The organism is Ruegeria sp. CL5, from assembly GCF_056536485.1.
This window is the reverse complement of sequence record NZ_JBQFPS010000001.1, coordinates 118208-142894: the sequence shown is the minus strand read 5'-3', so window position 1 is coordinate 142894 and position 24687 is coordinate 118208. Positions and strand designations below refer to the sequence as shown.

Below are 24687 nucleotides of genomic sequence, written 5' to 3'. Positions count from 1 at the left end.
TCAAAAAGAACCGGGGCGTGTTTGCATCGCCCCGGTTCATAAGTTCTATGGTTTAAGAACCGCCGCCCAGAACGGTTTCATTGGCAACAGCTTCCTGAACCTTGATCAGTTCCGGGTCCGATACCAGACCGTATTCAGCCAGCGGGCCATCAGGGCCAGCAATCTCGTCCGCGACGAAGAATTCAGCATATTCCTTCAGACCGGGGATCACACCGATATGCGCTTTCTTTACGTAGAAGAACAGCGGACGAGAGACCGGGTATTCACCGGTTGCAATCGATTCGGTCGAAGGAACCACGTCGGACATGGTGGCAACCTGCAGCTTGTCTGTGTTGTTCTCGTAGAACGCCAGACCAAAGACGCCGATGCCGTCTTTGTTGCTGTCGATGCGGGCCAGAGTTTCAGTGTAGTCGCCGTCGATGTCTACTGAAACGCCATCAGTACGCAGCGCGATACAAGCTTTTTCAGCGGCTTTTTTCTTGGCTTTGTCGCTATCACCTTCGGCAGCGGCCAGATAGGCGTCAAAATCGCCGGTGTGCTCGCAACCTGCCAGGATCACTTTGTCTTCGAACACTTCACGGGTGCCGTGTTTGGTGCCAGGAACGAAGGCAGCAATCGGCTGAGCAGGGAAGTTTGGGTTCACCTGATCCCAAGTTTTGTAGGGGTTGTCGACCAGCTGGCCGTCAACAACAACCTGAGCGGAAAGGGCTTTGTACCAGTCATCCGGTGTGAACGCGAACGAGTTGCCGTTGATGTCGGATGCAAACACGATGCCGTCATAGCCGATCTGAACTTCGATGATGTCGGTAACACCAGCATCTGCGCAGGCTTTGATCTCTTTTTCGCGAATCTTGCGCGATGCGTTGGCGACGTCGATGGTGTTTTCACCCACGCCTTCGCAGAAACGCTTGAGACCAGCAGAAGAGCCACCGGATTCAACAACAGGTGTCGGAAAATCAAAGTTCTCACCGAAGGCTTCAGCAACAATCGAAGCGTAAGGCAGAACGGTTGACGAGCCAGCAACCTGAACCTGATCACGAGCGGCCGCAGTGGTCGCCGATACGGCAGCGATGGCCAGAGCCGAAGCCGACAGTTTTACAAAGGACATCCCAGTCTCCTTGAGAAATATACGTTCTGATCACCCCTATGATGATCTGGGCGAAGCACTATGACGCTCGCGTAAGTCTTTTGTGACAGGCATGTAACAGTTTCATGACAACTCACGAATTTCTCAGAAATTCTTAACTTGACGAGGCGTCATGACTGGATACCAACCGTCCGCGCAATTTCAACGCGGCAAGATCACCGTGAAAACGGCACCTTGTCCCAACTCGCTATCCACTTTCAGTCGTCCGCGATGGCGATTGACGATGTGTTTTACGATCGCCAAACCCAGCCCCGTTCCGCCCAATTCGCGTGAGCGGTGGCTGTCTGCCCGATAGAATCGCTCGGTCAGCCTGGGAAGATGCTTGGCATCGATGCCGGGACCCTGATCTATGATCTTGATCCGCACGGCTGGCCCGCGCATTGCGGTATCTCGCTCGGACAGATTCACGATCACATCGACTCGGCCACCACTCCCGCCGTATTTGATCGCGTTTTCAACAAGGTTAGTGAAAACTTGACGTAACTGATCGCTGTCCCCAACCATTGTGATTGGATCGTTCGGGGCATCCAGTGATAGCTCGACACCTGCATCATCTGCCAATGGCCGTAGCGTGTTCAACGTCGACTGAATTAACCCGGTCAGCTCCAATGGTTCCTTGGGCCTGACCCGCTCTTCACTTTCGACCCGATTAAGCGAGAGCAGATCCCCCACCAGCCGGTTCATTCGATTGGCCTCATCCGCCATGATCTGCAGAAACCGATCACGTGCTGCTGTGTCATCGCGGGCTGGGCCTTGCAGGGTTTCGATAAACCCCATCAGCGCCGTTAGAGGTGTCCGCAGTTCATGACTGACATTGGCTACAAAATCGCGGCGCATCTGGCCTGCCTGTTCCAGATGCGTGACATCCTGAAACACGACCAGTACGGCATCGGTCCCATTGACGGGCCTGCACTGCACTTCAAAAGTGGTATCCTGCGCACCGTCATTTGACAGATGTCGCGCCCGACCCGGTTCTTTCGACCGGAGGCTCTGCTCAACCGCATCTATGATCTGCGGTTGCCGCAGGATCGTTGCAAAGTGCCGGCCTTCAATGGCTTGGCCCAACAGAGACAAGGCCTCAGTGTTCGCAACTACGATCCGCTCGGTTTGCCCGACCAGAAGCGCTGGTGCGGGAATGGCAGAGACAAGATCAGCGAGCAAAGTGTCAGTCATGCAAACTCAGACCGGTCGCAGAGAATCGCGAAAATTACGCATGTTTTCCTGATAATGCAGCGCACTCAAAGTCAGCTTTTGCGCAGTTGTATCATCGATCTGTCGCACGATCTTACCGGGTGATCCCATGACAAGTGAGTTATCGGGGATTTCCTTGCCTTCCGTAACAAGCGCCCCTGCCCCGATCAAACAGTTTTTGCCGATCTTTGCGCCGTTCAATATGATGGCGCCCATACCGATCAGAGAATTGTCTCCGATTGTGCAGCCGTGCAGCATGACCTTGTGACCAATGGTGCAATTCTGACCTATCGACAGCGGATATCCGGCATCGATATGCATCACGCAGTTTTCCTGCACGTTGCTGCCAGCCCCCACTCGTATTTCCTCGTGATCCGCGCGGATGGTGCAGCCGAACCAAACCGAAGACCCCTGTTCCAATACTACCTTGCCAATCAGGTTGGCATCAGGTGCAACCCAAGTGTCTTCGTGTATCTTTGGTGTGTGTTTGCCCAAGGCGTAAATCGTCATGATAGACCATCGAATTCGGTTTGCAGAGCGCGGATGTGGTTTTGCAGGCTGGGCTGCTGAATACGGCGCATCCGTTCGGCACTGACAATGGTTTTCAGTTTTTCCTCGGTTGCATCCAGATCATCGTTGATCAGGACGTAATCGTAATAACCCCAATGGCTGATCTCATCCCAACTTTTTAGCATGCGTTTGGCGATCACATCATCACTGTCCTGTCCGCGCCCTTCCAGTCTGCGCCGAAGCTCACGGATCGAAGGAGGAAGGATGAAAATTGACAATGCGTGTTTGCCAAGATCAGAATTGCGAATCTGCACCTCACCTTGCCAATCAACATCAAACAGCACGTCACGCCCTTGCGTGATGGATTCACGCACCGGCCCCGCAGGTGAACCATAGAAGTTACCAAAAACATGAGCGTGTTCCAGCATTTGGCCATCTGCGACCTGTTGCTTGAACTCATCTTCCGAGAGGAAATAATACTCTCGCCCATGTTCCTCACCCGGGCGCGGCGCGCGGGTAGTGGCTGAGATTGAAAACTCTAGGCCGACATCCCACTGCATCAGGCGACGGGCCAGAGTAGATTTGCCTGCGCCCGACGGCGACGACAGAATGATTAGTAGACCGCGGCGATCCGCCATGTGATGTATCCGTCCTTATTCCACGTTCTGTACTTGCTCGCGCATCTGATCGATCACGGCCTTCAGCTCTAAACCGACGGCTGTCAGTTCGGCATTTTGCGATTTCGAGCAAAGCGTATTCGCTTCACGATTGAACTCCTGCATCAGGAAGTCCAGCTTGCGCCCGACCGGTCCGTCTTGCGACAACAGCACGCGTGCCGCTGCAACATGCGCGATTAATCTGTCGATCTCTTCGGTAATGTCAGCCTTCACCGCAATAAGCGCAAGCTCCTGCGCAACTCGTTCAGGATCGGTACCTTGGGTGTTATCGAGAACCCGCGCGAGATTGTCTCGCAATGCCTGTTCCATTTGCATCCGACGACCTTCGGCCAGTTTGACAGCCTGGTTTGTCAATTCAGCGATCTGGTCTAATTGCCCGCCAAGTATACCTGCCAGCGCTTTTCCTTCAGCACTTCGCATTTCAATAAATTCCAAAAGCAGCCCGCCAAACTCCGCTTTCAGCTTCTCAACAAGTGGCTCCGGATCATCACTATCACCGCCTACTTCCATCATCCCCTTCAGGGAAAGCAGATCGCTGGCCTTCGACGGCGCCAATAGCACGCCGCGCGTGCCAGCCATGGCCTCAGTCTGAGCCAGCGCCTCCAGTGCAGCCTCCATCGCAGAAGTGTTCAGTTGAATATCTGCAGCGGCTTCCTCGCGACTCAGCCGCAGGGACAGTGTGACATTGCCGCGATTGACTTGCTTTGACAGGTCGCTTCTCAGCGCGGCCTCAAGACCTGTCAGCCAGTCCGGCATTCGCAGACGCAGGTCCAACCCTTTGCCATTGACGCTGCGCAACTCCCAAGTCCAGCTATGGGGCCCGAACGCGCCCTTACCCGAGGCGAACCCGGTCATGGATTTGATCATGACTGCCCTTTCCGTCAAATTCACTGGTCGCACCTAATGCCATTGACCAGCAGGGGGCAAGTCCTTGCTCAAATCCGGATCAATTCCGAGAGGTTAACCATTCGTTAAAGAATTGCTCCAAAATTGTATTAACCCCTGTCAATCTTGCAGCGGAAAAGGCTGGTGGGTCGCAGCATCGCCAATTAGGTGGCATTTTAGAAAAATCGTGATCGATTGACGTTGGGGTGATGAAATGAAGAGGTTTTTCAGTACTAAATCCGGTTCTGAATTTGGAAAGATCATCGCGATGGACCGATTTGACAGTGGACGCAGCCTGTCCCCTATTCGTCAGGCCGAAGCCTATTGGACAGCATTGCTGACAGCAGATGGCGTTCCAATGCGGTCACAAATCGATCCGCGCGGGCTTGAGAATATACTGGAATACACCTTCATTCTTGAACGCATCGCACCCGGTCTTGCCCGATTTCGTCTGGCCGGGAGTCATCTGAATAAACTGGCGGGAATGGAAGTTCGCGGGATGCCGCTCACTTCGTTCTTCGAGCCCGATGCCCGAGATGACACCAAGCGGCTTCTAGATCAGGTGTTCTCTGCACCTGCAGTTGCCGAACTTGGGCTCGTCTCAAAGGGCAAGTTGGGTCGGGTAATCTTACAAGCGCGCATGATCTTGCTACCACTCAAGAGCGATCTGGGAGACATCAGCAGAGTCCTGGGTGTCATGGTCAGTGATGGGATGATCGGTGTCACGCCGCGTCGGTTCACACTATCCGATCACCGGGTACACGAGGTTTCAGATCTACAGACCCCGACAAAACACGTGCAGAACATGGCAGAGGGATTTGCCGAAAGTCCGAGCGGTTTCAAAGGCGCACCGCACCTAAAGCTGGTTTCGTCGAGGGATGAATAAAAAAACGGCGGGCAACTTGCCCGCCGTTTTCGTCTTTGAACCATTGCTACTTTAGCTCGCGGCGCGCTTGCCCCGATCCCGGCGCAGATTGGTCAGTTCTTCCGCAACAAGGAAGGCCAGTTCTAGCGACTGCGACGCATTCAGGCGCGGGTCGCACGCTGTGTGATAGCGATCAGAAAGATCCTCTTCGGTCACAGCGCGGACACCGCCGGTGCATTCGGTGACGTCCAGACCGGTCATCTCGAAATGCACCCCACCCGGAACGGTGCCCTCGGCCTGATGCACTCCAAAGAAGTCGCGTACTTCGCGCAGCACGGAATCGAACGGTCGTGTCTTGTACCCGGTCGCCGATTTGATCGTGTTGCCATGCATCGGGTCACAAACCCAAGTGACCTTGGCACCTTCTTCTTTCACAGCCTGGACCAGACGCGGCAGATGCTCACCCGCTTTGCCTGCGCCGAAACGCGCGATCAAAGTCAGACGACCCTCTTCGTTTTCCGGGTTCAGTTTCGACATCAGAACCTTGAGGTCTTCGGCGCTGGTTGTCGGACCGCATTTCAGACCGATCGGGTTCAGGACACCGCGGCAGAATTCGACATGCGCACCATCGGGCTGGCGGGTACGATCGCCGATCCAGATCATGTGCCCCGAGCCGGCCAACCAATTGCCCGAGGTCGAATCCAGACGGGTCAGCGCCTCTTCGTACTCAAGCAGCAGGCCTTCATGGCTGGTGTAGAACTCTACCGACGAAAACTCATGCGTCGTATCCGCAGTGATGCCCGCCGCCCCCATGAAATCAATCGAATCCTGAATGCGGTCGGCGATCTCAGAGTATTTCTGAACGTCTTGTCCGTCGGCAAAGCCCAGTGTCCAAGAGTGGACATGGCTCATATCCGCGAAACCACCGGTCGAAAACGCGCGCAACAGGTTTAGTGTAGCAGCCGCCTGAGTGTAGGCCTGCAGCATCTTGCTCGGATCAGGAATTCGGGCCTCTGGCGTGAAGTCCAGTTCGTTGATGATATCACCACGGTAGCTGGGCAGTTCTACACCATCCACAATTTCCGTTGGCGCGCTGCGTGGCTTGGCGAATTGACCTGCCATGCGGCCAACTTTGACCACTGGCACCTTGGCGCCATATGTCAGCACCATCGCCATTTGCAGCATCACCTTGAACGTATCGCGGATAGCGTCCGCACTGAACTGTTCAAAGCTTTCAGCACAATCACCGCCTTGCAGCAGGAATGCCTCACCCCGGCCTGCAGCCCCCAAATGCTGCTTGAGCCGCCGCGCTTCGCCGGCAAAAACAAGCGGGGGATACTTTGAAAGCTGCGCCTCGACTTTTCCCAACGCAGCCGCGTCGGTATAGTCGGGCATCTGAACTCGGGGCTTGTTGCGCCAGTTCGTTTTTTGCCACTCGGTCATAGCTTGGATCTCCGCTGAGGTAATTCAGATCGCCTCTATACAAAAAGCATTGAAGAGAGGCCATATGCGATTTGCACCTCTTGACGGCGCAAACAAGCTTTGAGCATGTTGACGGGCATATCTGCCGTCGCCAAGAAGCTGACGTGTACCGAATCAAGGACAGTTCGCCATGCAAGAGCAACGCCAAGTTGTCACCGTGGAAAATGACGCGGGCAAACCGCTTAATTTTGTGTTTGTCCTTTTGGACAAGTTTTCACTGCTGTCCTTTGCATCGGCCCTCGACAGTCTGCGCATCGCCAATCGTATGGCAAATCGCGATTTGTATACTTGGACGCTGGCGGGTGAAGGCGGAGAGCTGGTGCATTGTTCAGCCGGAACCACCTTCAAATTGGATGCAGATCTTGAAGAATTGCAGCGCGATGAAGTGATCCTGATCTGCGGTGGGGTCGACGTTCAGGCGGCCACCACAAAACGGGTGTTGAACTGGCTGCGCCGCGAAGCCCGCAAGGGGCTGAAGATTGGTGGTCTCTGTACTGCTGCTTATACGCTTGCGAAAGCGGGATTGCTGGAAGGTAAACGGGCCACAATCCACTGGGAAAACTCTGATAGCTTTGCCGAGGAATTCGATACGGTCGAACTGACCAAATCCGTATTTCTGGTGGATGGGAACCGAATGACCACCGCAGGTGGAACATCGTCGATTGATCTGATGCTTAAACTAATTGCCGATGACTATGGCGAAGATCTGGCAAATGCAGTCGCGGATCAGATGATATATTCCTCAATCCGCACGGATCAGGACACTCAGCGTCTGTCGACACCTACGCGGATCGGTGTGCGTCACCCCAAGCTCAGCCAAGTCATCCTGATGATGGAAAAGAACATAGAAGAGCCGATCTCGCCTTCGATTCTGGCCAAGGACGTGGGCATGTCCACGCGTCAGCTTGAACGCCTGTTCCGCCGCTATCTTAGCCGTTCCCCCAAACGCTACTACATGGAGCTGCGCCTGCACAAAGCGCGCAACTTGCTGATGCAGACAGATATGAGTGTCATCAACGTGGCGCTGGCCTGTGGCTTTGCCAGCCCATCGCATTTCTCAAAATGCTACCGGGCACACTATAATACGACGCCTTATCGTGAACGTGGAGCGCAGAGCGGGCGATTGTCTGTTTGATCCAAAGACGCTGCCAGACCTACAGCTCTTTTTCGAAGTAATGCAGGTGCGGCCGAAGCATTGGTTGATCCAGATAGGTTGTGGTTTCGATCGGTTCTTCGAGCTCAACGAATCCGAGCTTGGGATACAAGCTTCGCATTTCGACATTTGGCGTCAGTGTGTCAGCGATCAGGCGCTTAAGACCCATATCGCGTGCAGCTTGTTCACGGGCCATGATCAGGGCGCGCCCCGCCCCGGTTCCTCTTGCTCCCTCGATCACAAAGACCCGCTTTAGCTCACCCGTTCGGGAATCAAACCGTTTCAGCATCCCGCATCCAATTATGTCTCGGGTTTGGTTTCTTGCCACGACCAAACATCCATTCGGGGGCAAATAGTCATCCGTATTTGCCCAGAACTCGGCCAGCGCGCTTTCAGGGGCAGCCGGATCTATCTCAAATCCCATTGCCTGCATTCTGACAACGATAAGCGCGTAATACTCTTTCAAGATCGAATTCAGTTCGCTCTTCGGCGGTATAGTGCTGCACAGTTCAATTACGAAGCCACACATTTGGCACCTCAAATCAACTGGCCACCGGGTTACTCAAACGCTCCGATGACTTGGAAAATTCAATAACTTCGTTGCAGGTTATCAGAGGCGCGACATCCTATAAACCGCGCCTTGCCCGACCGAAATGAACCAGATCGACCCATCGGACGCTTCTACGATATCACGGACACGTTCTGTTTCAGGACCCTTGATCCGTTCTACCTCGCGCAGTGGATTGCCCGAAAGCCGTGCGATATAGTCAAATTTCAAAGAGCCTACGAACAGATCCCCCTTCCACTCTGGCCAGAGCTTACCTGAATACACAAGCAATCCCGAGGGCGCGATAGACGGGTCCCAATAGTGTTTAGGCTGCTCCATCCCCGGTTTCGACGTTCCTTTGCCAATCTTCTGCCCCGAGTAATGTACCCCATAAGAGATCACGGGCCATCCATAGTTAGCTCCGGGCCGGATCAGATTGACCTCATCGCCCCCTTTGGCCCCGTGTTCAGACACCCAAAGCCGACCCTGCAGATCCAAGTTGGCTCCCTGAGGGTTCCTGTGTCCAAACGACCAGATTTCGGGCCGGACATCGGGATTGTCCACAAACGGATTGTCACGAGGAACTGTTCCATCTGGATTTATTCGAGAAACCGTTCCCAAATGGTTTGACCGGTCTTGAGCTGCCGGTCGATCCCCACGATCTCCGATCGTGACAAACAACGAGCCATCCTCGGCCTCGACGACACGCGAGCCAAAATGCCGACCCCCGGAACCGCCGGGCACGGCCTCAAAGATTATGCGCAGGTTGGTCAGGCGATCCCCGCTTTCGGAGAACCGCGCGACTGCAACTGCAGTACCCGCACCACCTCTTTGCGGCTTTGAAAACGTTAGAAAAAGCTCTCGGGTTTGACTGAAATTCCGAGCAATCGTGACATCAAGCAAACCACCCTGCCCGTTCGCGGCCACTTTTGGCACCCCTTTGACGCGCTTTGCCTCGCCTTCAGCGACATAAAGAAGCTCTCCATCGCGTTCGGTCACGATGAAACTGTTGTCTGGAAGAATGCCAATGGCCCACGGCGTGTCCAGGCCTTTCACGACTTGGTTGAATTGAATTTTCCCGACTGAAGTCTCGATAACATCGGACCAGCCGGACACCGACCAACAGGACAGAACCAGAACCGCTAAAATTCTATGCATCTCTACCCTCTTCTCAACAATACTTCGGTATTAAGGCTCAGTTCCCATCAAAGCAGATAGATTGTCTGCGGACAAAAGCACTTTTTTGTTAGGACTTTTCTTTTCCGAGCAGCTTGCCTAGGGTCATGCCCAGAACGACGACGTTCAAACAATAAATAGGGAGTAACCTAATGAAAAAGCTGCTTACCGCTACTGCAGCAACCGCCCTGCTGGCGGGAACCGCAATGGCCGACGACGTTAAGCTGGGCGTACTGTTTGGCTTTACGGGTCCGATTGAATCGCTGGCACCTGCCATGGGTTCGGGCGCTGAACTGGCAATGGCCGAAGTTACCGAATCCGGGAAGCTGCTGGATGGCTCAACCGTTACCGGAACGCGTGCTGACACCGGCTGCATCGACAACGGCCTGGCGACATCGAACGGCGAACGCATGATCGCGGATGGCGTCGCTGGCATCATCGGCGGTGACTGCTCGGGCGTAACTGGCGCCATCCTGCAGAACGTTGCGATTCCGAACGGCATGGTCATGATCTCACCCTCGGCAACATCGCCTGGCCTGTCGACCATGGAGGATAACGGCCTGTTCTTCCGCACCGCCCCGTCGGATGCGCGTGAAGGTCAGGTGATGGCAGATATCCTGAACGATCGCGGCATCAGTTCGATCGCTCTGACATACACCAACAACGACTACGGCAAAGGTCTGGCAGACGCGATCCAGTCTTCATTCGAAGCTTCGGGTGGTGAAGTCACCATCGTCGCTGCACATGAAGACGGCAAGGCTGACTACTCGGCAGAAGTCGGCGCGCTGGCCTCCGCCGGTGGCGACATACTGGTGGTTGCGGGTTATCTGGACCAAGGCGGTCTGGGCATCATCCAGTCAGCACTGGACAGCGGCGCGTTTGACACGTTCGGTCTGCCTGGCGGCATGATCGGTGACTCGCTGCCCGCAAATGTCGGCCCCGACCTGAACGGCTCGTTCGGACAGATCGCCGGTTCCGGCGGCGAAGGTGCTGAGAAATACTTTGCCATGGCTGAAGCTGCTGGTTTCGACGGCTCTTCACCCTATTCGCCCGAAGCTTACGATGCCGCAGCGCTGTTCATGCTGGCCATGCAGGCCGCAGGTTCGACCGCTCCGGCAGAATACGGTGCAAAGATCATGGACGTTGCCAACGCTCCGGGTGAGAAAATCTATCCCGGTGAACTGGCCAAAGGTCTGGAACTGTTGGCTGCTGGTCAGGAAATCGACTATGTCGGCGCATCTGGTGTTGAACTGATCGGACCCGGTGAAAGCGCAGGTTCCTATCGCGAGATCGAAGTGACCGACGGCGAGAACAAGACCGTCAACTTCCGTTGATCCGAACTTCATAGTCATAAAATCAAGCAGCCCGGGCCTTGTGTCCGGGCTGTTTCAATGACAAAAGGCCGCACCTCCCTTAAGGGGATGTGACAACAAGAACGCCGAACAGGGCGGCAAGGGGAAAAGATGATCGTCGTCGAAGACGTGCACAAGCATTTCGGCGGGTTTCATGCGGTGGACGGGGCATCGCTGGAAATCCAAAAAGGGTCCATCACCGGTCTGATCGGTCCGAACGGGGCCGGAAAAACCACTCTGTTCAACGTGATCGCGGGTGTTCTTCCACCGACCAGCGGCAAGGTCCACATGGATGGTGAGGATATCACTGGCCTGCCTCCGCATGAGCTGTTTCACAAAGGCCTGCTGCGTACCTTCCAAATTGCGCATGAGTTTTCCTCGATGTCCTGCCGCGAGAACCTGATGATGGTACCCGGTGCACAATCGGGTGAATCGCTGTGGAACACATGGTTCGGGCGTAAACGTATCGCCGATGAGGAACGCGCACTGAAAGCCAAGGCTGATGAGGTGCTGGAGTTCCTGACCATCGAGCATCTGGCAGATCACAAGGCCGGTCAGGTCTCGGGTGGGCAGAAGAAACTGCTGGAACTTGGCCGCACCATGATGGTCGACGCCAAGATCGTGTTTCTGGACGAAGTCGGCGCGGGAGTGAACCGCACCCTGCTTATGACCATTGCTGACACGATTCTGCGCCTGAACAAGGAACGCGGCTATACCTTCGTCGTCATCGAGCACGACATGGATTTCATCGGCAAGATTTGCGACCCGGTCATTTGCATGGCCGAGGGCAAGGTGTTGGCCGAAGGCACTCTGGACGAGATCAAAGCCAATGAACACGTGATCGAAGCTTATCTGGGCACCGGCCTTAAGAACAAAGACAAGCTGGAGGCGGGCGCATGAGCGACAACCCCTACCAGGACGATAAGGGCAACAAGGACGCCTCAATCACCAATCCGCATGGTGTCGGCACCATGACTCCAGCGCATCGCAAAAGTGGTGAGACTCACAGAGTCGAGGGCGGCCCTTTCCTGATTGGTGACACCATGACCGGCGGCTATGGCAAAGGGCCGGACATCCTGCATGATTGCACCATTGCCGTTGACAAGGGTGAGATTGCGGTGATCGTGGGACCCAACGGTGCGGGTAAATCGACCGCAATGAAGGCCGTTTTTGGCATGCTGGACGTACGCCAAGGGTCTGTGCGCCTGGATGGCGAAGATATCACCAATCTCAGCCCGCAGGATCGTGTGCAGCGTGGCATGGGCTTTGTGCCACAGACCTCGAATATATTTACGTCGATGACGGTCGAAGAGAACCTTGAGATGGGCGCTTTCATCCGTCGTGACGATTTCACGGACACGATGGAGCAGGTCTATGACCTCTTCCCCATTCTCCGCGACAAGCGCAATCAGGCCGCCGGAGAGCTGTCAGGTGGTCAACGCCAACAGGTCGCTGTGGGCCGCGCGCTGATGACCCAGCCCAAGGTACTAATGCTGGACGAACCCACCGCTGGTGTCTCACCCATCGTGATGGATGAGTTGTTTGATCGGATCATTGAGGTCTCGCGCACCGGCCTGCCGATCCTGATGGTCGAACAGAACGCCCGCCAGGCGCTGGAGATTGCGGACAAGGGGTATGTGCTGGTTCAGGGACGCAATGCCTATACCGGCACCGGCAAGGAACTGCTGGCCGATCCCGAAGTGCGTAAGAGTTTCTTGGGGGGATGACGCCAGTGACAGCTACTCCTGTGTTTGATCACTCTGAAATCAGGTCGAAAAGACGAACGAAATTGGAAAATGAGGTAACGAACTAATGGACTTCCTCAACGCCCTTGTGGCGCTCTCCAACTTCGTTCTTGTTCCCGCAATCGCCTATGGCAGCCAGTTGGCGCTGGGCGCGTTGGGGGTGACGCTGATCTACGGCATCCTGCGGTTCTCGAACTTTGCCCATGGCGACACGATGGCCTTTGGTGCGATGATTGCCGTACTGGTGACGTGGGGTCTGCAGGCCGGCGGGGTCAGTTTTGGGCCGTTGCCGACCGCTCTGCTGGCCCTGCCCTTTGCCATTCTGGGCTGTATTGTTCTAGTGCTAATCACCGACCGACTGGTTTATAGGTTCTACCGGGAACAAAAGGCCAAACCGGTTATTCTGGTGATCGTATCCATGGGCGTGATGTTCATCATGAACGGGCTGGTACGGTTCATCATCGGGCCAGATGACCAGAGGTTCTCAGACGGTGCGCGGTTCCTGATTAAAGCGCGGGATTTCAAGGCTTGGACGGGACTGAACGAGGGGCTTGCGATCAAGACCTCGCAAGCCATCACGGTTGTTGTCGCTGTGGTAGCCGTGGCCGCCTTGTTCTGGTTCCTCAACAAGACCCGCACCGGCAAATCGATGCGCGCCTATTCGGATAACGAGGATCTGGCATTGCTGTCCGGTATCAACCCCGAACGCGTGGTGATGATCACTTGGATCATCGTTGCCGCCCTGGCGACCACTGCAGGTGTGCTTTACGGGCTCGACAAAAGCTTCAAGCCTTTCGTCTATTTCCAGCTTTTGCTGCCGATCTTCGCATCGGCCATTGTGGGCGGCCTCGGAAACCCTCTGGGCGCCATCGCGGGCGGTTTCATTATCGCGTTTTCTGAGGTGACCGTCACCTATGCGTGGAAAAAGGTGCTGACCTATCTGGCACCGGAAAACCTGGAACCGTCCAGTTTGGTCCAGTTCCTGTCCACCGACTACAAATTCGCCGTCAGCTTCGCCATCTTGCTGATCGTGCTGCTGTTTAAGCCGACAGGACTGTTCAAAGGAAAAGTTATATGAGCGAGCCCGTCAAAAACACTCTGCTTTTTGTTGTCGTTGGCGGCCTGATCCTGTTGACCGGGTTCACGCAGAGCTGGAACGCCGCGATCCTGATCCTGAACATGGGCCTGATCTCAGCCATCATGTCGATTGGGGTGAATCTGCAATGGGGTTTTGCAGGCCTGTTCAACGTCGGTGTCATGGGCTTTGTCGCGCTGGGCGGTCTTGCGGTTGTTCTGGTCTCAACCCCACCGACGCCTGGCGCATGGTCTAGTGGAGGATACGGTGTCATCCTTTCGCTATTGCTGGGCGCGGCAACGGTGGTCGCGGCCGTTATGGTCGCGCAGAAGATGCCGAAAGGGCGCACACGGTCGTTTGCGATCATCGGCATTCTGATCGTTGGCTTTTTTGTTTACCGCGCAATCTTTGATCCCAATGTTGCTTCGATCGAAGCGATTGATCCTGCTGTCGCAGGCAATATTGGCGGGCTGAACCTGCCGGTCCTATTCGCTTGGCCGGCTGGAGGGCTGCTGGCCGCAGGCGCGGCGTGGCTGATCGGTAAAACCGCTCTGGGTTTGCGGTCGGACTATCTGGCGATTGCTACGCTTGGGATCGCAGAAATCATCATCGCTGTTATGAAAAACGAAGACTGGTTGGCCCGGGGGGTCAAGAATGTCTACGGCATACCACGCCCCGCACCAGTGGTGGGCTATGAGGTTGAGCTGCAGCAAGACCCCTCTTTCATCGCGCGGGCCGAATGGTTCGGGCTGGACCCCGTCACCGCCTCGACCCTATCCGTGAAGCTTGGGTATTCGTTGCTGTTCCTGATCGTTTTGCTGGTACTGCTCTGGATGGCTCAGATGGCGTTAAAAAGTCCTTGGGGCCGCATGATGCGTGCCATTCGTGACAACGAAGTTGCGGCTGAGGCGATGGGCAAGGACGTCACCCGCCGTCATTTGCAAATCTTTGTTTTAGGCTCAGCCATCTGCGGCATTGCCGGCGCAATGATGACCACGCTCGACGGGCAGCTGACACCAGGTACCTACAACCCCTTGCGCTTTACCTTCCTTGTTTGGGTCATGGTCATCGTCGGTGGATCGGGCAACAATTTCGGAGCCGTACTGGGAGCGTTCCTAATCTGGTTCTTGTGGGTGCAGGTTGAACCCATTGGCCTGTGGCTGATGAACCTGATCACCGCAGGAATGCCCGATGGCAGCGCTTTGAAGTCGCATCTGATAGACAGCGCAGCACATATGCGGTTGTTCACGATGGGACTTATTCTGCTGATTGTTCTCAGATTCAGCCCAAGAGGGTTGATCCCAGAGAAATAAGCAAAATTTCGTGAGAATTTCCCCTAACGCGCCGTGAACCGGCGCGTTTTATTGTGCGGAAGATCAGAAAGGGCTAAACCTGCACATTGCGAACCACCACATCGCTGCTGTGCCAAGCTCTGCGCGAGATTGGCGCAGGGTTGTTAACGATCTGAAGTTTACCAGGATGAGAGCGTCGACCTCGCTATGAACAAACCACTCAAAATATTCGCTATGGCCGTTCTGACAATGGCAGTGTTATCGGCCTGCGTACCCACGCCAGAGGAATTGGAAACCACCCCGGTCAAGGTGCAGACACCCAAAGGGGTCGTGACCTGCCAGCTTTACCGGCATGACAGGGTCAGCTGGGATCGTGCGATCGATTTCCCCGCCACCAAGATGTCGGTGCCCGAGGCAGACAACTACTGCAAACAAGAAGGCCTGCGACGATTGAAGCGCTGATCAGGCGGCGTGCGACCTGTTGATCGCGCGCCTGATCGAACGCCTCAGCGATTGCGAAACAATCCGCCCAGGATGCCACGAACGATACGGCGACCTGTCGTTCCTTTCAGCTCTTTGATCACGGCTTCGCTCATGGCCGTGGCGAAAGTATCCTTCTTTCGCGAGACACGCGAAGAAGAGCGCCCAACACGACTGCCCGAATATCTGCGGGCCGAGGCATACTCCCGTTCCATCGGGCTCTGTTGCTCCAAAACTTCGTCAGATTCGGCCAGTTCAGCCGCGTTGGCCGCCGCATTGGCCCGCGCCTGCAGGATTTCAAAGGCAGATTTGCGATCGATCCGGGTGCCGTATTTGGCACCCATCGTAGACGCTTCGATGAACGATTGACGCTCTGCTTTGGTTATCGGGCCAAGTTGAGAACCCGGCGGTCGGATCAGGGTGCGTTCGACGACACCCGGGACCCCTTTTTTTTGCAGCATCGAGGTTACCGCTTCGCCCACGCCGACTTCGCGAATCGCGGCCTCGGTATCGAAGGCGGGATTCTCGCGATAGGTCTCTGCCGCCAGACGCAGGTTTTTTCGATCGCGTGCGGTAAATGCCCGAAGCGCATGCTGGATCCGATTGCCCAGCTGGCCGAGGATATCTTCGGGAATGTCGGCTGGGTTTTGCGAGATAAAGTATACGCCCACACCTTTCGACCGGATAAGCCGCGCCACTTGTTCGACCTTGTCCACCAGCACTTTCGGAGCGTCCTCGAACAGCAAATGCGCCTCGTCAAAGAAGAACACCAGCTTGGGTTTTTCCGGATCACCAACTTCGGGCAATTCCTCGAAGAGTTCACTGAGCAACCATAACAAGAAAGTCGCATATAGACGCGGAGACCCCATCAATTTGTCCGAGGCCAGGATGTTCACCATACCTTGCCCGCTTTCGTCAGTTTGCATCAGATCTGAAAGTTCCAGCGCAGGCTCACCGAACAGGTTCGTGCCGCCCTGATTTTCAAGCACCAGCAAACGCCGCTGAATGGCACCAATCGATGCCGTGGAAACGTTGCCATATCGTAGCGACAGCTGGGCTCGGTTTTCGCCAATCCAGACCAGCAATGCCTGCAGGTCTTTCAAGTCCAGCAGCGGCATGCCCTCTTCATCCGCGACCCTAAAGGCGATATTCAGAATACCTTCCTGCGCCTCGCTAAGCTCCATCAGTCTGGATAACAGCAGCGGGCCCATCTCTGTCACGGTCGTTCGGACGGGATGGCCTTGTTCACCGAACAGGTCCCAAAAAGTAACCGGGCACGCGGTGTACGAGAATGTATCGAACCCGATCTTTGCAGCGCGGTCCTGAAAGGCTTGATGCAGCTTGTGACTTTCGCTACCGGGCAGCGCCAATCCCGACAAGTCACCTTTGACATCGGACAGAAACACCGGAACACCGGCTTGCGAAAATCCTTCGGCCAGAATTTGCAGCGTTACCGTCTTACCTGTTCCGGTCGCGCCGGCGATAAGACCGTGGCGGTTCGCGTATTTCAATGACAACCCCTGTGCCACTGAGTATCCATCACCGCCGCCGCCTACGAATATTTTGTTGTCCATTAAGAAACTGCCCTGAATTCTACCGATCTGCTGCAAGCATACAAAGTTAACCTTTCGCTGCGAGAGTAAATGTTGCTCATCGTGGTCTGACTGCGGTGGCAAACTTCCTCCCTGTCGACTGGCCGTGCCTTCGGGCACGGCTTTTTTATGAATTCTGACCAAATCCAACGATATCGGTTCTTTTTTTTGGGGGTTAGCAGTTGACCGATGGGTTTCGCTTTCGTAACGTCTGCGCATAACTAAGTCGGCCAGTCCGACGGGGAGAAAAATTCAAGAAGGGAGCCGCTCCACCGGCTCCCTTTTTCATTGCCTGTTCACTGCTTAATTTGCTGTGTTTGGCGCGTATCGGCAAAAAATTGAGTAATTTGCAGACCGTCGTTCGGATTGTTCCTGACACCGCCCTACAACAATGTTAGACGAGGCAAAAAGCTGGATCATCAAGATGAGGCATTTATGATCAGGAAATTGGCACCCCTTAGCATCGTGGCGGCAGGACTTTTCTGCACCACGGCCCTGGCGCAGGAAAGCGCCGACGCTCCGGAAACCGGGGCCGAGGTCGGTTCTGATCTGGATTTGGGCCAGACCGGTCCCCGGATTGGCGAGCAATATGAGAAAGAGCAATCGGGCGATTGGAAAATTTCTTGCATCAAATCCGATGCTAGCCAGGATCCGTGCGCCATGGTTCAGATTCTGAACAATCAGCAAGGCGATCCAATCGCCGAGGTGTCGATCGGCAAGTTGCCGCAAGGAGGTGCCGCCGTCGCTTGGGCAAACGTCGTGGTTCCGCTTGAAACACTTCTGCAGGCTCAGTTGGCGGTTTCAATCGATGGTGCGCCGCGCAAGTTGTATAACTATCACCACTGTGTCCCGGTAGGATGTCTTGCGCAACTAGGACTGACTCAGGGCGATATCGATGCCATGAGATCGGGATCCACTGCAGTGCTCTCGCTGGTCCCAGCCCGCCTGCCGGATCAGGTGCTGAACATGGAGATGTCGCTAAGCGGTTTCACCGCAGCATTTGATGGCCTGACTGAGTCAGCAAACTGATACCGAATTTAGCTAAAACCCGGGCCGTTGCTTAACAGCGACGGCTTTTTCATATCCGCTTTAGCGCGAGAACGGCATTCAATCCGCCAAAGGCAAACGCGTTGCTAAGTGCGACATCGACCTTCGCCTCACGCGCTTCGTTCGGCACCACATCGAGTGCACATTCGGGGTCAGGCTCTTCATAGCCGATAGTCGGGGCGACAATTCCGTCGCGTAAGGCCATGATACAGGCCAGCAACTCGACCGCGCCAGTTCCACCAATCAAATGACCATGCATTGATTTGGTGGACGAGATCATGAGGTCGTCTGCATGAGGGCCAAATACATCAGCAACCGCAGCGCATTCGGTTTTGTCATTTGCAGCCGTGCCAGTGCCATGCGCGTTAATATACCCCACGTCACTGGCGTTTAATTTGGCATCCGCCAAGGCACCGGCCATCGCGCGAGAAGCCCCTTGTTTGCTTGGCATAACGATGTCGGCCGCATCTGATGACATGGCAAAGCCCACGACTTCGCACAAGATTTCAGCGCCACGCGCACGCGCATGTTCATATTCTTCAAAGACAAAGACACCCGCGCCTTCGCCTTGCACCATCCCGTTTCGGTTCGCACTGAATGGGCGGCAGGCATCTTTGGACATGACACGGAGCCCTTCCCACGCCTTAACACCGCCAAAGCACAGCATCGATTCCGACCCACCTGTCACCATGGCTGGAGCAGCCCCACTGCGCACCATCTGAAACGCCTGTGCCATGGCATGATTCGATGATGCACAAGCAGTCGACACCGTGAAGCTGGGGCCTTTTAGGTTGTGTTCCATCGAAACGTGGCTGGCTGCCGCATTGTTCATCAATTTGGGGACAACAAATGGATGCACCCTGTTTTTACCGTCCTCGTAGACCGAACGATAGTTGTCATCCCAGGTTGAAACACCGCCCCCGGCGGTTCCCAAAACAACGCCTGACCGTGCCGCGGTATCGCCCGAGAACACAATGCCTGACTGGTCAATCGCCTCTTTGGCAGCTGTCAGCGTGAACTGTGTGAACCGATCATACAGCGTCATCTGCTGACGATTGAACCGCCCCTCAGCCTCAAAACCGCGCACTTGCCCGCCGATCTTGATCGACAACCGGTCTACATCACGGAACTCAAGATCTGAGATACCGCATCGGCCTTCACGCATGGCTTCCAGCGTATCGGGGACAGAATGACCCAGAGAATTGATGGTGCCCGCACCCGTAATGACGACGCGTTTCATACCGGAGGTCAGACCTTTTCCGATACAAGTTTTTCTATGCCCGCAATAATCGCGGCCACGTTTGAAATATCGAAATCACTTGCAGTGGGTTCGTTCGCGTTGAAGGGCACCGTGATATCAAACTCTTCTTCGATGGCAAAGATGCTCTCGACCAGACCCAGGCTATCGATGCCCAGATCCTCGAGCGTGCTGTCGGGCGTCACATCCGAAGGCTCAAGCACGGCCTGCTCGGCAATGATTGCAATGACGCGGTCGCTGATGCTCATCTCGATCCCCTGGTTATCGTGTTGGGGTTGATTTAATCGCTTGGAGCCTGTTTGGAAACAGCCTTTTTCAACGCCTCAACGTCACGGGCCAAACGGGGCAATCGGCGTTGGGCTTTGTAAATCTCTGTGTGGCTTTCCATTTTGACCCCTGGATAACCCATAATCACGCGGCCAGCAGGCACATTCGACAGGATCTTGGTGCCTCCACCGGATATTACCCCATCACCGATAAAGATGTTGTCGGCAACGCCAGTCTGACCACCCAATACAACGTTATTTCCGATCTCAACCGAACCGGAAACTCCAGTCTGACCGCAGAGCAAGCAATCCTGCCCCACGCGCGTGTTGTGACCCACATGTACAAGGTTATCCAACTTGGACCCGCTTCCGATCACGGTGTTGCGGATAGTGCCGTTGTCGACGGTACAGTTCGACCCAACTTCAACATCGTCACCAATCTCGACCGCCCCAAGTGAGTGAATGCGCAACCAGCTTTGCGCTTTTGCATCCCCTTGATCGCCAAGTGTTTTCCGCGCGTTTTCTGCGCCTGATACCTCAGGCGTGACGTAGCTGAACCCGTCACCTCCGATACGCGCGCCCGGCTGAGCAATAAATCGATCGCCAATCTGCGCCCGTGCCCCGATGCTTACCATCTCGCGAAGCAGAGCGCCTTCACCCAGCGCTGCATCCATTCCAATCACGCAATGCGCGCCGATAACCGAACCCTTACCGATCTTTGCCCGCGCTCCGATCACGGAGAGCGGACCGACCGATACGTCCTCTCCAATCTCTGCAGTTTCATCGATAACAGCCGATGGGTGGATCCCCAGTGCAATGCCCTGCCCGCGATCCAGCATCGATGTTATTCCGGCCATCGCCATACGCGGGCGCTGTACAAAGATGGCCGCCTCAAGACCCAATGCCCGCCAATCCGCCCCATCCCAAAGTACAGCGGCCCGCGCCGCGCCATTCGCCAAGGCCTCGGCATATTTGGGCGACATTGCCATCGCCAGATCGGTTGGTCCCGCATCGCCTGGCTCGGCTGCGCGAAGGATCGTCAAACTCGTCTGACCCTCGGCCACAGCACCAAGAGCGTCGGCGATTTGCTGAACTGTGAATTGCATGCGGGCTTCCTCGTGGCGCGTAGTTGCCCCGTGATTACCCCTGAACGTCCGGCAGGGCTACCCCTGCCTTTTGCAATGCCTCCCAGATCTTGCGATCACGGTCATATACATCACGGCGATATTGAACCTCACCCTTCGGTCCGACATAGGCCGTTCTGTAGATCAGATGCACCGGCACCGGGTTTTCAAGGTTCACCTTCGTCTCTTTTCCAGTGTTCAACACACGATGGAAGAAAGATTTTGGATCCTCTTCCTGTTTGGCCAGCAATGCATATGCAAATTCAAATGGCTGCGCCAATCGAATACATCCGTGTGAGAAAGCCCGAACCTCGCGCGCGAACAAAGACTTCTGTGGCGTATCGTGAAGATAGATGTTGTGCTTGTTCGGGAACATGAACTTCACCAGACCCAGCGCGTTGCTTCTGCTTGGTGGTTGACGCATCGAGAACGGGAAGTTCCTTGCGGTGAACTGGGTGAAATCAACAGCGCCCCGGTTAACTTGCCGCCCCCCACGATCAGTAATCTGGATATGCCCCACTGCGTTCGGGTTAGCTTGTAATTTCGGCAGGTACTCTTTGGTGATGATCGAGCGCGGGACATACCAGCTGGGGTTGATCACCATATGCTCCATCTCGTCCGAAAACTCTGGACTACGGCGATCATGTGTATTTTTGCCAATGACTGCGCGTGTCTCGAACGTGACCTGACCGTCATCAACGATCTTTGCCGAAAAGTCTGCCTGATTCACCAGAATGTGGCGCTCACCACGTTCTCCGGGCAACCAACGCTCACGTTCCAAAGCAACGTAAACCGCTTTCAGACGGTCGGATACTGGCCGATTGATCTCGGTGATGGTTCCATTACCTGCAACGCCATCCGGTTCAAGCCCATGTGCGGTTTGAAACGCCTGAACGGCAGCAAGCAACACGTCATCATAGTTGGGGCTTGCAGTGGGTTTCAAATAACCCATAGCAACCAACCGATTGCGCAATTTGATGACATTCGCGCCTGTGTCTCCGCGCTCAAGCTTTGTGACAGGAACGGTCTCACCCCACCCGCCCTGTTCGATCAGCGTTTCGAGCGCAATTTTCTGCTTCATCAAAGCGCGATACTGGCGTGATTGAGGCATAATCTCACGGAAGTACTCATCACCATCGCCGGCAACAAGACGCTTCAGGTGTTCTTGCGTGCTGCGCCGTTCAACATCCCGTACAAGGCCAGCATCGATTTGCGAAGGTGAAGTAACACCGGACTGTATATCGTTGGCATATTTAGCAAAAACTTGACTTAGCTCAGCCTCGATCAAACCTAAATCACGGGTTGTTCTGGCGTCCTGCATCTTCGCGATCAATGCTGAGACATCATAGCGCGCGCGTGGAAGCCCATGCATGTCGATTGTTGACAAAGCCTTGATCAAGGCAGCGCGCCGCGCTTCATGTTCAGGAGTGCTGCCTACCCACACCGGATCAAACGCATTTTTTCGGTAGAATTCAGCGATCGCAGTGTTTGAAATCGTGCTTTCAGCCACCGCCATCTGGAAGGCGGTGCCAGATGTCCCCGCCAATGCGACAGAAGCTGAAACTGCCACAAAGGCAGCTGCAAATACACTAGAACGAGCGCGAGAAACAAACGACATCAGATAGCCTTGGTTATTCAATGATTTGCCGCAAAATTTCTACGGCGTTTAGAAATAATGTTTGGAGGCGCAGTCAATGTCTATTCACAAATATATCAATTAGCCTCTTCTTTTTACCGTGATGCGTGTTTGCATCGTTGGAACTTGGATTGCAGAATTATCATGCATGTTTGCATCAGTTGCGCAAAAAACTGCCGAAAATTCCCCCTTGATTAAGGCGCAGGCAAAGACTCCTTGGCGGATGATTCCGACTGTGCAATAAATCCCGCATCTGGGATGGGATAAAAATTAATACAGCACGCGTAACATCGTGTGCAGGCAGGAACAGTACGGGACGAAACTAAAATGACCAAGAGCAGTACATCGGGCTTGACCCGGCGTGCCCTATTGGGCGCATTCGCCGCAACGGCGGTTGTCGCGGCACCAACCTATTCCAAAGCAGCAGGTTTTCTTCGCGGCGGTGGCGACATCCGCCGCATTCGTATGTATTCGGGCCGCACCGGTGAGCGGATCGATATGGTATATTGGGTTGATGGAAAATATATCAAGGACGCGGTGAAAGAGGTTAACCACTTCATGCGTGATTGGCGCAGCGATCAGGTCAAGGACATGGACCTGCGCACGATCGACATCATGGCTGCGGCGCATAATATGCTGGATGTAAGCGAACCCTATATGCTGCTGTCTGGTTACCGCTCTCCGCAAACCAATGCCATGCTGCGCCGTCGCTCTCGCGGTGTCGCCAAGAATTCCTTGCATATGAAAGGTCAGGCTGCAGACTTGCGTTTATCCTCGCGCTCGGTCTCGCAAATGGCGAAAGCTGCAATTTCCTGCCGCGCCGGGGGCGTTGGCCAGTACTATCGGTCGAATTTCGTGCATATGGATTGCGGTGTCATCCGTTCCTGGCGCGGCTGATTTAACTCATAATCCCGTACCATAATGTGAACCCCCTCAGTTAATGTGAACCCCCTCAGTTATCTCTGTTGGGGGTTTTGTTTTGTCGGCAGCTAGATTGCATACCAATCGCTACTGAGTGGAGCAAAAACAAACACAAGAGAAGTGGCGCACCTGAGAGGATTTTCTACCAACTTTTGCATCGTTATTTTTATTATTTTACAGTTGCTTGCGCCAATAGAAAAGTCAAATGTGTCACTCGTTGTGTCACCATCAAGAATATTGAAAGCAATATGATGGATATCTGGTTAGGGGTGGGACTTGGTGCGATGAATGCACATGGTTTTTATCGAAGTTTGGGAAGGTACGTGCGCGATAAGGAGCATCCGGCAATAAGCGGTTTGATATCGATCCCATTCTAATAACTAGGAGTGCACGACACGCCCAACCGATAGAACTGCCTAATCCCCACAGGGCGCCTGCCACAGTGTGAACACCGCATACGGTTCAGTATGTCGTGGAACGTCGAATCCGGTCCTAGCTTCTTCAGTAACTCACCCGGCCAGAAGTCCCGGCCCCGGTGACACCTTCGATCCTCACAGCAGACATGTATCCCGAAGTCCTCGGGTATCTCGGCTATGGGTAGGGGTAAAATTCGAGTCATATACTAATTAGAACATAATAGCGAACTTCAGTGTGACTGGGTGCGAGAGCTTTTCACTGTTTCTTTGTGTGGCGATGTAAAAGCGACAATCACAAGCGGGTCACTACCTCTGGGGCAAATGAGTCCCGCTTACGCGCTTACAGGGGAAGGCATAGGTGTTAACACCAATCGGTAAACGGGACTCTGTACCTGCTGACTAGGTACGAGCCTGTAGCTGTATCGGTCGACAAGGAAGACAAAGAGACATTTCGTCCCACTAGCGTTGTCCGCAGAGTAGCTGCGTCGGCAAAAGACGGAATTGTCCGTAACTCAGTCATCGAACCGTTTCTTAGCCAACGTCGGCTCACGGTCGAAGCCCCAAAACAGGTCGTTTCACCAATGCTAGAAAGGCAATAAAGTAAAAAGGCACTCGCATCGTGAAAACGATCTTTGGCCGACGCGTCAAAATAGGTGTCAGCACCAAACGCAATCTTGGAAAATAAGCTCATTTTCTCTACCTTAGGGCGACTGATGGGTTGGCAAGTGGGAAAGACTGGTTTGCCCGCAACCCTGATTGTACCGTCAATTGGTCTAGTATTCAGGATCGGTATTAACCTGTATCCAAACCACTACCCATGTAAGGAAGCCAGAGGGAAGGTAATGCGTCA

At 54.6% G+C, this 24687-nt stretch carries 23 protein-coding genes; 10 read left to right on the top strand and 13 right to left on the bottom strand.

What is annotated here, in order from left to right; all coding sequences use genetic code 11:
• Positions 1-52: 52 nt before the first annotated feature.
• The 5 genes from ACR0IU_RS00695 to ACR0IU_RS00675 all read right to left on the bottom strand — a co-directional run bounded on the left by ACR0IU_RS00695 (position 53) and on the right by ACR0IU_RS00675 (position 4392).
• Positions 53-1108, bottom strand: a complete 1056-nt coding sequence (locus ACR0IU_RS00695) for a substrate-binding domain-containing protein (protein WP_170470255.1) — start codon at positions 1106-1108, stop codon at positions 53-55.
• 180 nt (positions 1109-1288) lie between these two features.
• A complete protein-coding gene (locus ACR0IU_RS00690; RefSeq protein ID WP_480714907.1) occupies positions 1289-2320 on the bottom strand; it encodes a sensor histidine kinase in 1032 nt (343 codons plus the stop codon).
• 6 nt (positions 2321-2326) lie between these two features.
• A complete protein-coding gene (locus tag ACR0IU_RS00685; protein ID WP_480714906.1) occupies positions 2327-2848 on the bottom strand; it encodes a gamma carbonic anhydrase family protein in 522 nt (173 codons plus the stop codon).
• The gene (gmk, locus tag ACR0IU_RS00680) at positions 2845-3486 is read right to left on the bottom strand and encodes a guanylate kinase (RefSeq protein WP_170539741.1); all 642 of its coding nucleotides are present in this window, start codon (positions 3484-3486) and stop codon (positions 2845-2847) included. The genes ACR0IU_RS00685 and gmk overlap by 4 nt, the downstream gene beginning before the upstream one ends.
• A 15-nt stretch (positions 3487-3501) precedes the next feature.
• Positions 3502-4392, bottom strand: coding sequence for a YicC/YloC family endoribonuclease (locus ACR0IU_RS00675; RefSeq protein WP_480714905.1), 891 nt, complete (start codon positions 4390-4392; stop codon positions 3502-3504).
• Between the two features lie 232 nt (positions 4393-4624).
• On the opposite strand from ACR0IU_RS00675, the gene ACR0IU_RS00670 reads away from it, so the two are divergent.
• Entirely contained in the window at positions 4625-5296 is a 672-nt protein-coding gene (locus ACR0IU_RS00670; protein ID WP_480714904.1) for a PAS domain-containing protein, read from the top strand.
• A gap of 51 nt (positions 5297-5347) precedes the next feature.
• On the opposite strand, the gene ACR0IU_RS00665 is transcribed toward ACR0IU_RS00670, so the two are convergent.
• Positions 5348-6718, bottom strand: coding sequence for a class II 3-deoxy-7-phosphoheptulonate synthase (locus ACR0IU_RS00665; protein ID WP_010440176.1), 1371 nt, complete (start codon positions 6716-6718; stop codon positions 5348-5350).
• A 169-nt stretch (positions 6719-6887) separates the two neighbouring features.
• Here ACR0IU_RS00665 and ACR0IU_RS00660 point away from each other — a divergent pair, with 169 nt between their 5' ends.
• Positions 6888-7892: a GlxA family transcriptional regulator gene (locus ACR0IU_RS00660; protein ID WP_010440177.1), complete on the top strand. Its 1005-nt coding sequence runs from the start codon at positions 6888-6890 to the stop codon at positions 7890-7892.
• Positions 7893-7911: 19 nt separating this feature from the next.
• On the opposite strand, the gene ACR0IU_RS00655 is transcribed toward ACR0IU_RS00660, so the two are convergent.
• A complete protein-coding gene (locus tag ACR0IU_RS00655; protein WP_319547185.1) occupies positions 7912-8334 on the bottom strand; it encodes a GNAT family N-acetyltransferase in 423 nt (140 codons plus the stop codon).
• A 186-nt stretch (positions 8335-8520) separates the two neighbouring features.
• Complete coding sequence (locus ACR0IU_RS00650; protein ID WP_480454903.1) at positions 8521-9615, bottom strand: PQQ-dependent sugar dehydrogenase; 1095 nt, start codon at positions 9613-9615, stop codon at positions 8521-8523.
• A gap of 170 nt (positions 9616-9785) precedes the next feature.
• On the opposite strand from ACR0IU_RS00650, the gene ACR0IU_RS00645 reads away from it, so the two are divergent.
• From ACR0IU_RS00645 to ACR0IU_RS00620, 6 genes are all read left to right on the top strand, one after another.
• Entirely contained in the window at positions 9786-10967 is a 1182-nt protein-coding gene (locus ACR0IU_RS00645) for an ABC transporter substrate-binding protein (protein WP_170470285.1), read from the top strand.
• 129 nt (positions 10968-11096) lie between these two features.
• A complete protein-coding gene (locus ACR0IU_RS00640; RefSeq protein ID WP_170470288.1) occupies positions 11097-11885 on the top strand; it encodes an ABC transporter ATP-binding protein in 789 nt (262 codons plus the stop codon).
• Positions 11882-12712, top strand: coding sequence for an ABC transporter ATP-binding protein (locus ACR0IU_RS00635; protein WP_480714903.1), 831 nt, complete (start codon positions 11882-11884; stop codon positions 12710-12712). The genes ACR0IU_RS00640 and ACR0IU_RS00635 overlap by 4 nt, the downstream gene beginning before the upstream one ends.
• An 85-nt stretch (positions 12713-12797) precedes the next feature.
• Positions 12798-13808 (top strand): branched-chain amino acid ABC transporter permease, encoded by a 1011-nt coding sequence (locus tag ACR0IU_RS00630; RefSeq protein ID WP_480714902.1) that lies wholly within the window; start codon positions 12798-12800, stop codon positions 13806-13808.
• A complete protein-coding gene (locus tag ACR0IU_RS00625; RefSeq protein ID WP_480714901.1) occupies positions 13805-15118 on the top strand; it encodes a branched-chain amino acid ABC transporter permease in 1314 nt (437 codons plus the stop codon). The genes ACR0IU_RS00630 and ACR0IU_RS00625 overlap by 4 nt, the downstream gene beginning before the upstream one ends.
• A 186-nt stretch (positions 15119-15304) precedes the next feature.
• Positions 15305-15559 carry a hypothetical protein gene (locus ACR0IU_RS00620; RefSeq protein ID WP_480714900.1) on the top strand — a complete coding sequence of 85 codons (255 nt, stop codon included), beginning with the start codon at positions 15305-15307 and terminating at the stop codon, positions 15557-15559.
• A 44-nt stretch (positions 15560-15603) separates the two neighbouring features.
• On the opposite strand, the gene ACR0IU_RS00615 is transcribed toward ACR0IU_RS00620, so the two are convergent.
• Positions 15604-17151, bottom strand: a complete 1548-nt coding sequence (locus ACR0IU_RS00615; protein WP_480714899.1) for a helicase HerA-like domain-containing protein — start codon at positions 17149-17151, stop codon at positions 15604-15606.
• A gap of 453 nt (positions 17152-17604) precedes the next feature.
• Between ACR0IU_RS00615 and ACR0IU_RS00610 the strand changes: the two genes are divergently transcribed.
• Complete coding sequence (locus ACR0IU_RS00610; protein ID WP_480714898.1) at positions 17605-18198, top strand: invasion associated locus B family protein; 594 nt, start codon at positions 17605-17607, stop codon at positions 18196-18198.
• Positions 18199-18247: 49 nt separating this feature from the next.
• Here the strand turns inward: ACR0IU_RS00610 and ACR0IU_RS00605 are convergent, their stop codons facing one another.
• From ACR0IU_RS00605 to ACR0IU_RS00590, 4 genes are read right to left on the bottom strand one after another with little or no spacing between them, the layout of a single operon-like run.
• Complete coding sequence (locus ACR0IU_RS00605) at positions 18248-19456, bottom strand: beta-ketoacyl-[acyl-carrier-protein] synthase family protein (protein ID WP_170470313.1); 1209 nt, start codon at positions 19454-19456, stop codon at positions 18248-18250.
• A gap of 8 nt (positions 19457-19464) precedes the next feature.
• Positions 19465-19722 carry an acyl carrier protein gene (locus tag ACR0IU_RS00600; protein ID WP_010440190.1) on the bottom strand — a complete coding sequence of 86 codons (258 nt, stop codon included), beginning with the start codon at positions 19720-19722 and terminating at the stop codon, positions 19465-19467.
• A 32-nt stretch (positions 19723-19754) separates the two neighbouring features.
• Entirely contained in the window at positions 19755-20846 is a 1092-nt protein-coding gene (lpxD, locus tag ACR0IU_RS00595; protein ID WP_480714897.1) for a UDP-3-O-(3-hydroxymyristoyl)glucosamine N-acyltransferase, read from the bottom strand.
• A gap of 34 nt (positions 20847-20880) precedes the next feature.
• The gene (locus ACR0IU_RS00590; protein ID WP_480714896.1) at positions 20881-22482 is read right to left on the bottom strand and encodes a L,D-transpeptidase family protein; all 1602 of its coding nucleotides are present in this window, start codon (positions 22480-22482) and stop codon (positions 20881-20883) included.
• A gap of 345 nt (positions 22483-22827) precedes the next feature.
• Here ACR0IU_RS00590 and mepK point away from each other — a divergent pair, with 345 nt between their 5' ends.
• A complete protein-coding gene (gene mepK / locus ACR0IU_RS00585) occupies positions 22828-23397 on the top strand; it encodes a peptidoglycan L,D-endopeptidase MepK (protein WP_010440193.1) in 570 nt (189 codons plus the stop codon).
• Positions 23398-24687: the final 1290 nt, after the last annotated feature.

Bases quoted from the DNA above. Each gene is read 5' to 3' on its own strand.
- ACR0IU_RS00690 (WP_480714907.1), bottom strand. From the start codon at position 2,320: ATGACTGACACTTTGCTCGCTGATCTTGTCTCTGCCATTCCCGCACCA.
- ACR0IU_RS00655 (WP_319547185.1), bottom strand. From the start codon at position 8,334: ATGGGATTTGAGATAGATCCGGCTGCCCCTGAAAGCGCGCTGGCCGAG.
- ACR0IU_RS00665 (WP_010440176.1), bottom strand. From the start codon at position 6,718: ATGACCGAGTGGCAAAAAACGAACTGGCGCAACAAGCCCCGAGTTCAG.
- ACR0IU_RS00630 (WP_480714902.1), top strand. From the start codon at position 12,798: ATGGACTTCCTCAACGCCCTTGTGGCGCTCTCCAACTTCGTTCTTGTT.
- ACR0IU_RS00675 (WP_480714905.1), bottom strand. From the start codon at position 4,392: ATGATCAAATCCATGACCGGGTTCGCCTCGGGTAAGGGCGCGTTCGGG.
- gmk (WP_170539741.1), bottom strand. From the start codon at position 3,486: ATGGCGGATCGCCGCGGTCTACTAATCATTCTGTCGTCGCCGTCGGGC.
- ACR0IU_RS00625 (WP_480714901.1), top strand. From the start codon at position 13,805: ATGAGCGAGCCCGTCAAAAACACTCTGCTTTTTGTTGTCGTTGGCGGC.
- ACR0IU_RS00650 (WP_480454903.1), bottom strand. From the start codon at position 9,615: ATGCATAGAATTTTAGCGGTTCTGGTTCTGTCCTGTTGGTCGGTGTCC.
- lpxD (WP_480714897.1), bottom strand. From the start codon at position 20,846: ATGCAATTCACAGTTCAGCAAATCGCCGACGCTCTTGGTGCTGTGGCC.
- ACR0IU_RS00600 (WP_010440190.1), bottom strand. From the start codon at position 19,722: ATGAGCATCAGCGACCGCGTCATTGCAATCATTGCCGAGCAGGCCGTG.
- ACR0IU_RS00615 (WP_480714899.1), bottom strand. From the start codon at position 17,151: ATGGACAACAAAATATTCGTAGGCGGCGGCGGTGATGGATACTCAGTG.
- ACR0IU_RS00635 (WP_480714903.1), top strand. From the start codon at position 11,882: ATGAGCGACAACCCCTACCAGGACGATAAGGGCAACAAGGACGCCTCA.
- ACR0IU_RS00590 (WP_480714896.1), bottom strand. From the start codon at position 22,482: ATGTCGTTTGTTTCTCGCGCTCGTTCTAGTGTATTTGCAGCTGCCTTT.
- ACR0IU_RS00670 (WP_480714904.1), top strand. From the start codon at position 4,625: ATGAAGAGGTTTTTCAGTACTAAATCCGGTTCTGAATTTGGAAAGATC.
- ACR0IU_RS00685 (WP_480714906.1), bottom strand. From the start codon at position 2,848: ATGACGATTTACGCCTTGGGCAAACACACACCAAAGATACACGAAGAC.
- mepK (WP_010440193.1), top strand. From the start codon at position 22,828: ATGACCAAGAGCAGTACATCGGGCTTGACCCGGCGTGCCCTATTGGGC.
- ACR0IU_RS00640 (WP_170470288.1), top strand. From the start codon at position 11,097: ATGATCGTCGTCGAAGACGTGCACAAGCATTTCGGCGGGTTTCATGCG.
- ACR0IU_RS00645 (WP_170470285.1), top strand. From the start codon at position 9,786: ATGAAAAAGCTGCTTACCGCTACTGCAGCAACCGCCCTGCTGGCGGGA.
- ACR0IU_RS00610 (WP_480714898.1), top strand. From the start codon at position 17,605: ATGATCAGGAAATTGGCACCCCTTAGCATCGTGGCGGCAGGACTTTTC.
- ACR0IU_RS00660 (WP_010440177.1), top strand. From the start codon at position 6,888: ATGCAAGAGCAACGCCAAGTTGTCACCGTGGAAAATGACGCGGGCAAA.
- ACR0IU_RS00620 (WP_480714900.1), top strand. From the start codon at position 15,305: ATGAACAAACCACTCAAAATATTCGCTATGGCCGTTCTGACAATGGCA.
- ACR0IU_RS00695 (WP_170470255.1), bottom strand. From the start codon at position 1,108: ATGTCCTTTGTAAAACTGTCGGCTTCGGCTCTGGCCATCGCTGCCGTA.
- ACR0IU_RS00605 (WP_170470313.1), bottom strand. From the start codon at position 19,456: ATGAAACGCGTCGTCATTACGGGTGCGGGCACCATCAATTCTCTGGGT.